The organism is Siccirubricoccus soli (assembly GCF_024178315.1).
Lineage (GTDB): Bacteria > Pseudomonadota > Alphaproteobacteria > Acetobacterales > Acetobacteraceae > Siccirubricoccus > Siccirubricoccus soli.
Map to the genome: position 1 here is coordinate 1 of NZ_JAMZIK010000171.1, position 10197 is coordinate 10197.

Sequence of the window (10197 nt, forward strand, 5' to 3'; positions counted from 1 at the left end):
CAAGGCGGCGGTGGCGGCGCTGCCCGCGGCGCTGCGGAGGCCGCTGGTGGCGGGGCTGCTGGCGGCCGGCTCGCTGCAGGCGCGGCTGCGCCGCCAGCCGGACCGCTGGAGCGTGGCCTCGGAGTAACGCCCCGCCAACCGCTACTGCGGGGGGCTTCCTCTCGTTGTCCGACGCGGCATCGCCCGGCAGGCGCTCGCGGACGCTTTACTGACCATTCCGAGTAGTCAGCCGGCAGGCGGCCCTTCCCCCTCGCGCCGATGCTTCCGAGGGTGCAGGCTGGACCTCATCGGAAGTTGCCATGGGCAGAACGCGGTGATCTAACCGGCGCTCCCGTAACGGGCGGGCGGGGGTTTACGGAATGGGGAAAGCCGGCAACAGCCGGGACGGACTGAGTGACGACAGCGACAAGGACCGCTTGATCGCAGAGCTACGCGAGGCGGTGCAGGCACGCGACGAGTTCGTGGCCATCGCAGCCCATGAGTTGCGCAATCCGATGACTCCCATCCTGATGCAGGTCAGCGGCCTGCTTGCCGTCGCCAGGAATCCGGAGCGCTGCCGCCCGGAGGCGCTCGTGCCGCGGCTGGAAATCCTCGAGCTTGCGGTGCGGGAATTCGTCCGGCGCTCGACCACGCTCCTCGACGTCTCGCGCATCGCTGCCGGGAATGCCCGCATCGAGGCCAGCGAGGTCGATTTCAGCGGCGTGGTCCGTGGCGTGGTTGACCGGGCGGAGGTCGCGGCGCGGATGGCCCGGACCCGCCTGGAGCTGTCGCTGCAAGAGGGCGTGGTGGGCAATTGGGACCCGCTTGCGCTGGAGCAGGTGGTTGAGAACCTGCTGTCCAACGCCATCAAATTCGGTCCGGGCAAGCCCGTGGGTGTCGCCCTGGCCGCGGATGGCGGCACCGCCAAGCTGACCGTCCGGGATCAGGGCATCGGCATTTCCGAGGAGGATCAGCGCCGCATCTTTCAGCGTTTCGAGCGCGCCGTGACACGGCGCGAGCATGGCGGCTTCGGCATTGGACTGTGGCTCGTACACCAGCTTGTCCGGGCCATGGGCGGCGCTATTGCCGTCGAGAGTGCGCCCGGTGCAGGGACGACGTTCGTTGTCACGCTGCCCCTGGGCGGCGCACAGGAACAAGGGGCGAGCGGCGCATGAGCGACGTGCGGCAAATCGAGCGGGTGCCGAGCGGGGTGCCGGGGTTGGACACCATCCTCCAGGGCGGCTTTCCCAAAGGGGGCATCCACATCCTCCAAGGGGCGCCCGGAGTCGGCAAGACAACGCTCGGCAACCAGATCTGCTACCACCATGTGGCCAAGGGCGGCCGGGCGCTTTACGTGACGCTCTTGTCCGAGACCCATGCCCGGATGCTGTTGCATCTCGGCACCATGACGTTCTTCGATGCCGACCGCCTGCCTGACCAGATTGCCTACATCAGTGGCCTCGGCGTGCTCCAGAGCGAGGGACTACCGGGATTGGTGACGCTGCTCCGGCGCGAGATCGCGGCACGCAAGGCGAGCGTGCTGATGCTCGACGGGTTGGTGGCGGCCGAGGATCGGGCGGCTTCGGATACCGAGTTCAAGACCTTCATCCAGGAACTGCAGGCCCAGGCCGGGCTGCATGGCTGCACGGTGTTCCTGCTCACCACCGCCAAGGGCCAGGCCCTCCCGCCCGAGCACACCATGGTGGATGGCATTGTCGAGCTGACCGATGTCCGCTTCGGCTCGCGCACCGAGCGCGGGCTCTTCGTCAACAAGCTCCGCGGCAGCGACTACCTGTCCGGCCGCCATCCCTTCCGCATCACCGAGGAGGGTCTGGTCGTCTATCCGCGCACCGAGGCTGCATTTCGGATCACCACCCAGCCCGATAGGACCTGGTCCGGCAGGCTGTCCACCGGGGTCGAGGGTCTGGACGCGATGTTCGGCGGTGGCTTCCCGGAAGGGACGGTCACCGGCGTGCTCGGCCCCTCGGGCATCGGCAAGACGACGCTCGGCCTGCACTTCGTCTGCGGGTCCAGCGCGGCCGAGCCCGGCCTGTTCTTCGGCTTCTACGAGACGCCGGCTCGCCTGCAGCAGCAGGCAAGGACGCTTGGCCTCGACCTTGCGGGCGCGGTCGATCGGGGTGACGTGGACATCCTGTGGCAGCCCCAGGGCGAGAACATCGAGGATGCGCTGGCGCACCGGCTGCTGGACGCCATCGCCGAGCGCGGTGTCAAGCGGCTCTTCCTCGACGGGCTCGGCGGCTTCATCGAGAGCTCGGTCGAGCCAGGGCGTCTCAGCCGCTTTCTCGCCGTGCTGGTCAACGAGCTGCGGTCGCGTGGCGTGACCGCGCTCTACACGATGGAAACGCGGGACGTGGTCGGCCCCGGGATCGAGCTGCCGGTCACCGGCGTCTCCTCCCTGGTCGAGAACCTGGTCGCGCTACGGTATGTGGAACACCATCGCCGCTCGCGGCGGCTCGTGTCGGTGGTGAAGGTTCGCGGCAGCAGCTTCGACCCGGGTCTGCGCGAGTTCGTCATCGAGAGCGGCCGCGGCCTTTCGATCGCTGGGGCGTTCGAGGGTGCCGAGGAGCTCCTGAGCGGCTTCGCGCGGGACCGCCCCGCCGCGGATGTGCTGCCCTCCGGGCCGGAGGGACAATGATAACCATCCTTGTCGTCGAGGACGAGCCGCTGATCGCCATGGCGCTCGAGGCCGAGCTGACGGACGCCGGTTACGAAGTGGTGACCGCGGCCAATGGACGGCAGGGATTGGAGCGGCTGGCCGAGTCGCCGCGCCCCGACCTCGTGCTGACCGACATGATGATGCCCATCATGGGCGGCGCGGACATGATCGCGGCCATGGCGGCAGACCCGGACCTGGCCGGGCTTCCTGTCATCGTCCTGAGCTCCCTGCCCGAGGACACTATCCGCAAGCGCGCCGGCAGAGCCGCGGCAATCCTGCGCAAGCCCTATACCGTTGCCGAGATCCTGGACGCCATTCAGCGGGTCGTTGGGGAATAGGCATTGTCGGCCGGGGCCGACAGGCCAAAAGTCCGGTTCGAACGACGGCTGTCATAGCACGTGTCGTCTGCCCGCCCGCCAAGCGCGCGGAAGCGCTACGTCGGCGTTCGGCCCAAGGGGCCCGTAAGAGAAGGGCACGCAGCCCGCGCTCAGGCAGCCCCCGCCCGCCGCGCCGCCGAGAGGCAAAATTGCGCGCCGAGCCCGCCCACCAGCATCCAGAGCACCGTGGCGATGCCGCTGCCGGTCTCCGTCATTCCCGCCAGCACCGACATCAGGGCGCCGAAGCCCGTCTGCAGCGCGCCGAGCAGGCCGGAGGCGGTGCCCGCGAGTTGCGGCCTGACGCTGACCGCCGCCGCGATGGCCGGGGGCTGGGTCACGCCATTGCCATAGGCGACCACCGCCATCGGCGCGAAGAAGGTCAGCAGGTGCGGCGGCAGCCAGACCTGCGCCAGCAGCGCCAGCGCCCCGCCCGCCAGGGTGATGGCGGAGCCGAGGCGCAGCATGCGCAGCGTGCCGAGGCGCCGGACCAGGCGCGAGGCCGTGAAGGTCCCCGCGCTCCAGGCCACGGCAATCAGCATCTGCGCCGCGGCATAGACCGGCGTGGAATAGCCCATGCCGGAGATGACGACGAGCGGCGCGCCGACCGCGAAGGCGAAGAAGACGGAGTTGGACCAGGTGGTGATGCCGCAATAGGCCCGGAAGGCCGGTACCCGGATGAGCTGGGCATAGGCGCCGAGCAGCCCGGCGGCCCCCGGCAGCGGCACCCGCTCAGCCAGCGTCTCGCCCAGCCGCTGCTGCACGGCGAGGAGCAGCGGCAGGGCGAAGAGCAGGCAGACCAGCATGTTGGCGCGCCAGCCGAACCATTGCTCGAGGAAGCTGCCGAGCAGCGGGGAGATCATCGGCGCGACCGCCATGGCGGAGCTGACCAGGCCGATGACGCTCGCCGCCTCCTCCCGCGGATAGGCATCCCGCACCATGGCGCGGCCCAGCACCATGCCGGCGCAGCCGCCGATGGCCTGGAGCACCCGCGCAGCGATCAGCAGCGGGGCGGAGGGGGCGGCGGCGGCCAGCACCGTGCCGAGCAGGAAGAGCCCGAGCCCGCCGAGCAGCAGCGGTTTCCGCCCGTAGCGGTCGGAGAGCGGGCCATAGGCCATCTGGCCCAGCCCCATGCCCAGCAGGTAGCCGGTGAGGACGAATTGCACCGTGCCGTAGCTGGTGCCGAGTGCGACGGCCAGCGCCGGCATGGTCGGGACCAGGATCTGCATGGTGAAGGGGCCGATCGCGGTCATCGCCACGAGGAGCGCGATGGCGGGCTTCGGCCGGGCGGATGGACCGGCGGGATGTTCGGGACTCACGCGTCAAGTTTATGCTGCACTGCGAAATCCCGCCAGACGGTGCGGCCGGCGATCTGTTGCGGTTGCGTGCGGCCGTGCCGCTTGCGGCGGCAAGGCGCGCTACCCGACGGCCGTCTCGCAACGACGGCCCGCCGCGGGAGGGCGGTTGGCACGGCCATGCGGCGCGGCGCCTCCCCCGATCCGGGCAGGCGCCGCGCTGCCGGCCTCAGCCCGCCCGGCGGTGCCGGGCTTCCCCGGCAGGCGCGAGGCAGGCGGCGATCTCCCGCGCCGCGCGGCGCAGCGCCGCCGGCTCATGCCCGGTGAAGCCCAGCATCAGCCCCTGCAAGGGCGGGGCGGCGAGGACCATCGGGCTGACCGGCCGGGCGATCACGCCGCGCCGCGCCGCCGCCGCCGCCACCTCCGTGTCGCGCAGCCCGGGGCCCAGCCGGGCGAGCAGCTTCATCCCCTGCTCCGGCGCCTCGGCCACGAGGCCGGGGATGCCCTGCAACGCCGCCACCAGCACGTCCCGCGCCGCCCGGTAGTGCTGGCGCATGCGGCGGAGATGCTGGGCGAAATGCCCCTCCGCGATGAAATCCGTCACCACTTCCTCGACCAGCGCCGGCGGGTGCCAATCCGACAGCAGGCGGGCGCCCAGCACCGGCTCCACCAGCGCCGGCGGCAGCACCGCATAGCCGAGGCGGAGGCCCGGGAAGAGCACCTTGCTGAAGGTGCCGATGTAGATGACCCGCCCGGCATCATCGATGCCTTGCAGCGCGGCGAGCGGTCGGCCGGCATAGCGGAACTCGCTGTCGTAATCATCCTCCAGCACATAGGCGCCGGCCTGCCGGGCCCAGGCCAGCAGCTCCAGCCGCCGCGCCATGGAGAGCACCACGCCGAGCGGGTATTGCGAGGAGGGGGTGACATAGGCGAGGCGCGCGCCCGGCGCCGCGGCCACGCCCTCGGCCACCACCAGCCCCTGGGCATCCACCGGCACCGGCACCAGCGCCGCCTGGGCGGCGGTCAGGGCGGCGCGCACGGCGGGGTAGCAGGGATCCTCCACCCAGGCCTGCTCGCCCGGCTCCACCAGCACCTTCAGCACCAGGTCGATGGCCTGCTGCGCCCCGGCCGTCACCACGATCTGCTCCGGCGTGCAGCGCACGGCGCGGGCGGCGCGCAGATAGGCGGCGATCGCCTCCCGCAGCGGGGCGCTGCCGCGCGGATCGGCATAGCCCAGCATGGCGAGGCTGGGCGCCTGGAGGTGCCGGAGCGTCAGGCTGCGCCAGAGCTGGGCGGTGCGCGGGTCCCAGCTCGTCCGCCCGGTGTTGCAGGCGGCGGCGCCGGTGCTGCCGGTGGCGGCCAGCGGGGCGGCGAGGGCGGCGGCGAAGCGCCGCGCGGCAGGGGGCAAGGTGTCGGGCAGGGCGGCGGGGGCCGCGGGGCTGGCGGGCCCCGGCGCGGGCGCCGGCTCCGGTTCCTTCGGCAGGTCGCGGGAGACGAAGCTGCCGGCGCCGACCTTGCCCTCGATGATCCCCTCGGCCAGGAGCTGGTCATAGGCCGCGACCACGGTGTTGCGGGCGAGGCCGAGCTGCGCCGCCAGCGCCCGGCTGGCCGGCAGCCGCGCCCCCGGCGGCAGCCTGCCCTCCAGCACCGCCTGGCGGATGCCGAGATAGACCTGGCGCAGCGCCGGCACGCCGCTCCCGCGGTCCAGGGCGATGAGAAGGCTTTCGGAGAGGTCCGGGCGGGGGGCCATGGCGCCCAGGCTAGAGCAGATCGCCGTAGGGCGGCAGCGCCCGAAGGCGTGAATCTGTTCTGCCAACAAAGGCGTAGAGCGTTTTCGGTGAACGCAGGCGAACCGAAAATGCCCTGGGGCCTGTTAGGGAATGGGCCTCGGGTCGATCTGGCGGGGTCTTTTTCGCCCTGGGGGCGTCGGTCGGCTTGCCACGGCCACCAGCCTTGGCTGCGCCGCCTTCCTGCCCAGCACGCAAAATCCTCGCCAGCCCTTCGCCTCGCCCAGTCCCTCACAGGCCCTAGCGTAGTGGCAGGAAGCACGTCCCGCCCTGTGACACTCGGCACATGGGGCGGGAGGGAATATGGACGACATTGTGCCGCCGGTCCGCCCGGCCCCACCGGGAGGGGAGCCCGCATGTCCGAAGCCAAGCCGCCGGTTGCCCGGCCCGCCGCACGCTGGATCATCGTCGGCGCGGTGGCGGTGCTGCTCGCCATCGCCATGGGCCAGCTCGTCAACGGGCTCTCCGTCTTCTTCGTCCCGCTGGAGCTGGAATTCGGCTGGCCGCGCGGCGCCATCGCGCTGATCAACTCGGCCGGGCTGGTCGGGCTGGCGCTGGGCGGCATCCTGATGGGGATGGTGGCGGACCGGGCAGGCGTCCGCCGCGTCGCCCTGGCCGGGGCGGGCGCGGTCGGGCTCTGCGTGCTGCTGGCAGCCGGGGCGTCGCAGCTCTGGCAATTCTACCTGCTGTTCTTCCTGGCCGGGCTGTTGGGGGCGGGGCTGTTCGCGCCGCTGCTGAGCCTCGTCGGCAATTGGTTTCCCGCCGGGGCGGGGCTGGCCATCGGCATCGCCTCGGCCGGGCAGGCGGTGGGGCAGGGGGGCGTGCCCTTCGCCACCGCCTTCCTGATCGAGGCGGTGGGCTGGCGCCAGGCCTTCCTGGTGCAGGGCGCGGTCTCGCTGGCCGTCATGCTGCCGCTCGCCCTGCTGATGCGGGAGCCGCCGCGCCCGGCGCGCGGCCAGGCCGGTGCCGTTGCCGCGGCGCCGCCGCTGCCGCCCTGGGTCGCGGTGCCGTGGCTGAGCCTGGCCGTCATCGGCTGCTGCACCTGCATGGCGGTGCCGCTGATGCATCTCGTGCCGCTGATCCATGGCCACCACATCTCCTCGCCGGATGCGGGCGGCGTGCTCTTCGTCATGCTGCTGGCGGCGATCCTCGGTCGCATCGCCTTCGGCCGGCTGGCCGACCATGTCGGCGCCATCCCGGCCTATGTCACCGCCTCCTTCTGGCAGACCGTCGCGGTCTTCGCCTTCACCCGCATCCACGACCTCGGCCAGTTCTACCTCTTCGCCCCGATCTACGGCTTCGGCTATGCGGGGGTGATGACCGGTGTGCTGGTGACGGCGCGGATGCTGACGCCGGTGGAGGGTCGCGCCGCGATGATGGGTGTCATCATCGCCTTCGCCTGGCTGGGCCATGGCTTCGGGGGCTTCCAGGGCGGCTGGCTGTTCGACGTGACCGGCGACTACACGCTGAGCTTCGCCATGGCGGCGCTGGCCGGGGTGATGAACCTGATGCTGGTCGGGTCGCTGTTCCTCGCGGTGCGGCGCCGGCGGCGGCAGGGGCTGGCGCTGGCCTGATAGCCGGCTTGGAAAGTCCTGGCGTTCCGAGCCGGGATCGCGCGCAGGGTTGGTGTGGCGGCTGCGCGCCGAATCAGGGGCATGCCGGCCACGCCCCTGGACCGGCACCGGTCGGCATGTCGCGCGGCCGGTATGCGGCTGGGGCGGATTGGACCACTCCATCGGGCCGGAATTGGCCCTCGCGCCGGTCCATTCCCGGGGCGCATAAGCCGAGGGTCAGGAAGACCAGCCCGAGGCCAGACGATGTCCGACACCGCCTACCCCGTCTCCGAGCGCAACAAGGTGCGCCGCCTGCATGAGCGCGGCACCTACGACAAGGCCGCGGTGCACGCCATCCTGGACGCGGCGATGCTCTGCCACATCGCCTATGTCATCGACGGCCAGCCCTACTGCACGCCCACCGCCTTCTGGCGCGAGGGCGAGCATCTCTACTGGCACGGCTCCTCCGCCAGCCGGATGCTGCGCAGCCAGAAGGGCGGCGTTCCCGTCTGCCTGACGGTGACGCATCTGGACAGCCTGGTGCTCGCCCGCTGCGGCTTCAACCACTCGGTCGACTACCGCTCCGCCATGTGCTTCGGCCAGGCGCGCATCATCGACGACCCGGAGCACAAGGCGCGCGCCCTGTCCTCGATGATCGACCGCTTCTACCCCGGCCGCGACGCGACGCTGCGCCCGAGCACGGTGCAGGAGCTGAAGGCGACGACCGTCATCGGCATGGCGATCGAGCAGGCCAGCGGCAAGGTGCGCGCCAAGGGCGTGGGCGACGAGGAGGAGGACTACGCCCTGCCGATCTACGCCGCGCGCTTCCCGGTCACCCAGGTCCTCGGCGCGGTGGAGCCCTGCCCGCGCATGCCGGAAGGCGTCGAATATCCTGCGGGTTTGGCAGGCTTCACGCCGGGGCGTAGGCTCGACGAACTGATGCTCGAGAGCTATCGGACGACCTATGGTGACAGTCACGACTGATCTCGCCACCGCATCCGCGGTGACGCTGGCGGCACTGGTGCGGGAGAAGGCTGCCTCCCCGGTGGAGGTGACCGAGGCGGTGCTGGCGCGCATCGCCGCGAAGAACCCCGCCCTCAACGCCTTCGTCGCGCTGGACGAGGCGGGCGCCCGCGAAGCGGCGCGGGAGGCCGAGGCGGCGGTGATGCGGGGCGAGGCGCTCGGGCCGCTGCATGGCGTGCCGGTGACGGTCAAGGACGTGCAGGCGGTGCGCGGCCTGCCGACGCGGCGCGGCTCCCGCCTCTCGGAGGCCACGCCCGCCGCTGCGGACGCGCCGCTGGTGGCGCGGCTGCGGCAGGCCGGCGCCATCATCCTCGGCAAGACCACCAGCACGGAGCAGGGCTGGACGGCGGTGAGCGACAGCCCGCTGACCGGCACCACCCACAATCCCTGGAAGCATGGCCGCACCGCCGGCGGCTCCTCCTCCGGCGCCGCCGCGCTTTGCGGCGCGGGGTGCGGGCCGCTGCATGTCGGCACGGATGGGGCGGGCTCCATCCGCCTGCCGGCGCATTTCTGCGGCGCGGTGGGGTTCAAGCCCAGCTATGGCCGGGTGCCCTATGTCCCGGTGCCGAACAACGGCGCGCTCTCCCATGCCGGGCCGATCACCCGCAGCGTGGCGGATGCCGCGCTGATGTTCAGCGTGATGGCCGGGCCGCATGCGCTGGACCACACCACCCTGCCGGAGGTCTTCCCGCCGGAGGTCGAGGCGGGCGGGGCGAAGGGGCTGCGCATCGCCTACAGCGCCGATCTGGGCCACGCCAAGGTGGATCCGGAAGTGGCCGCGCTGGTCGCGGCCGGGGTGCAGCGCTTCGAGGCGCTGGGCGCGACGGTGGAGGCGGTGACGCCGCCCTGGGGCCCGACCGGGCCGGGGCTGGAGCGCGACCTGTGGGGCGCCGCCATGCGGTCCTTCCTGGCGCCCGATGCCGCCGCGGCGGCGCAGATGGACCCTGGCCTGGTCGCCTGCACCGAGGCCTACCGGAATTACGGCTTCATGGAGGGCCATGCGGCGCAGAGCCGCCGCTTCGCCTATGCCGCTGCGGTGAACGCCTGGTTCGCCGAGGCAGGGTTCGACCTGCTGGTGACGCCCGCCGCCTCCGTCGCCGCCTTCGAGGTGGGGCGGCAGCGCCCGGCGCATTGGGAGCAGCATGTCTGGGACTGGCTGGTCTGGGCGGAATTCTCCTACCCCTTCAACCTTAGCCATGGGCCGGCGATCTCGCTGCCCTGCGGGGTGACGGGAGAAGGGTTGCCGGTGGGGCTGCAGATCGCCGGGCCGCGGCTGGCGGATGCGCTGGTGCTGCGGGCGGCGGCGGCGTTCCTGGACGGCGTGATGGCGCATGCGGAGTAGGTGACCCCACAGCACCGACCAGGGGCTCTGCCCCTGGACCCCGCCGGGGCCAGGTCCTGGCCCCGGACCCCGGTGTGAGTTTGCCGGGTCTCAGATCAGGAGGCGGGCCGGTCTCCGGTGGGCAAGGCCCTGAGCTACCAGCGCAGCCCGCGGATGGCGGCCAGCGG

Annotated in this window: 8 protein-coding genes; 6 read left to right on the forward strand and 2 right to left on the reverse strand. The window is 71.9% G+C overall.

The window, feature by feature from the left end; all coding sequences use genetic code 11:
• The first annotated feature begins 359 nt into the window (after positions 1-359).
• From NJ376_RS23440 to NJ376_RS23450, 3 genes are read left to right on the forward strand one after another with little or no spacing between them, the layout of a single operon-like run.
• Positions 360-1154 carry a sensor histidine kinase gene (locus NJ376_RS23440; RefSeq protein ID WP_252955710.1) on the forward strand — a complete coding sequence of 265 codons (795 nt, stop codon included), beginning with the start codon at positions 360-362 and terminating at the stop codon, positions 1152-1154.
• Positions 1151-2635: an ATPase domain-containing protein gene (locus tag NJ376_RS23445; protein WP_252955711.1), complete on the forward strand. Its 1485-nt coding sequence runs from the start codon at positions 1151-1153 to the stop codon at positions 2633-2635. The genes NJ376_RS23440 and NJ376_RS23445 overlap by 4 nt, the downstream gene beginning before the upstream one ends.
• Positions 2632-2994 carry a response regulator gene (locus NJ376_RS23450; RefSeq protein ID WP_252955712.1) on the forward strand — a complete coding sequence of 121 codons (363 nt, stop codon included), beginning with the start codon at positions 2632-2634 and terminating at the stop codon, positions 2992-2994. The genes NJ376_RS23445 and NJ376_RS23450 overlap by 4 nt, the downstream gene beginning before the upstream one ends.
• A gap of 149 nt (positions 2995-3143) precedes the next feature.
• Here NJ376_RS23450 and NJ376_RS23455 read toward each other — a convergent pair whose 3' ends face one another.
• On the reverse strand, positions 3144-4349 hold the full coding sequence (locus NJ376_RS23455) for a multidrug effflux MFS transporter (RefSeq protein WP_252955713.1): 1206 nt from the start codon (positions 4347-4349) through the stop codon (positions 3144-3146).
• Between the two features lie 205 nt (positions 4350-4554).
• Positions 4555-6075, reverse strand: coding sequence for a MocR-like pyridoxine biosynthesis transcription factor PdxR (gene pdxR, locus NJ376_RS23460; RefSeq protein ID WP_252955714.1), 1521 nt, complete (start codon positions 6073-6075; stop codon positions 4555-4557).
• A gap of 393 nt (positions 6076-6468) precedes the next feature.
• Here pdxR and NJ376_RS23465 point away from each other — a divergent pair, with 393 nt between their 5' ends.
• From NJ376_RS23465 to NJ376_RS23475, 3 genes are all read left to right on the forward strand, one after another.
• Positions 6469-7686, forward strand: coding sequence for an MFS transporter (locus NJ376_RS23465; protein ID WP_252955715.1), 1218 nt, complete (start codon positions 6469-6471; stop codon positions 7684-7686).
• A 243-nt stretch (positions 7687-7929) separates the two neighbouring features.
• Entirely contained in the window at positions 7930-8649 is a 720-nt protein-coding gene (locus NJ376_RS23470; RefSeq protein WP_252955716.1) for a pyridoxamine 5'-phosphate oxidase family protein, read from the forward strand.
• Complete coding sequence (locus NJ376_RS23475) at positions 8633-10030, forward strand: amidase family protein (protein WP_252955717.1); 1398 nt, start codon at positions 8633-8635, stop codon at positions 10028-10030. The genes NJ376_RS23470 and NJ376_RS23475 overlap by 17 nt, the downstream gene beginning before the upstream one ends.
• Positions 10031-10197 lie beyond the last annotated feature (167 nt).

Bases quoted from the DNA above. Each gene is read 5' to 3' on its own strand.
- pdxR (WP_252955714.1), bottom strand. From the start codon at position 6,075: ATGGCCCCCCGCCCGGACCTCTCCGAAAGCCTTCTCATCGCCCTGGAC.
- NJ376_RS23465 (WP_252955715.1), top strand. From the start codon at position 6,469: ATGTCCGAAGCCAAGCCGCCGGTTGCCCGGCCCGCCGCACGCTGGATC.
- NJ376_RS23440 (WP_252955710.1), top strand. From the start codon at position 360: ATGGGGAAAGCCGGCAACAGCCGGGACGGACTGAGTGACGACAGCGAC.
- NJ376_RS23445 (WP_252955711.1), top strand. From the start codon at position 1,151: ATGAGCGACGTGCGGCAAATCGAGCGGGTGCCGAGCGGGGTGCCGGGG.
- NJ376_RS23450 (WP_252955712.1), top strand. From the start codon at position 2,632: ATGATAACCATCCTTGTCGTCGAGGACGAGCCGCTGATCGCCATGGCG.
- NJ376_RS23470 (WP_252955716.1), top strand. From the start codon at position 7,930: ATGTCCGACACCGCCTACCCCGTCTCCGAGCGCAACAAGGTGCGCCGC.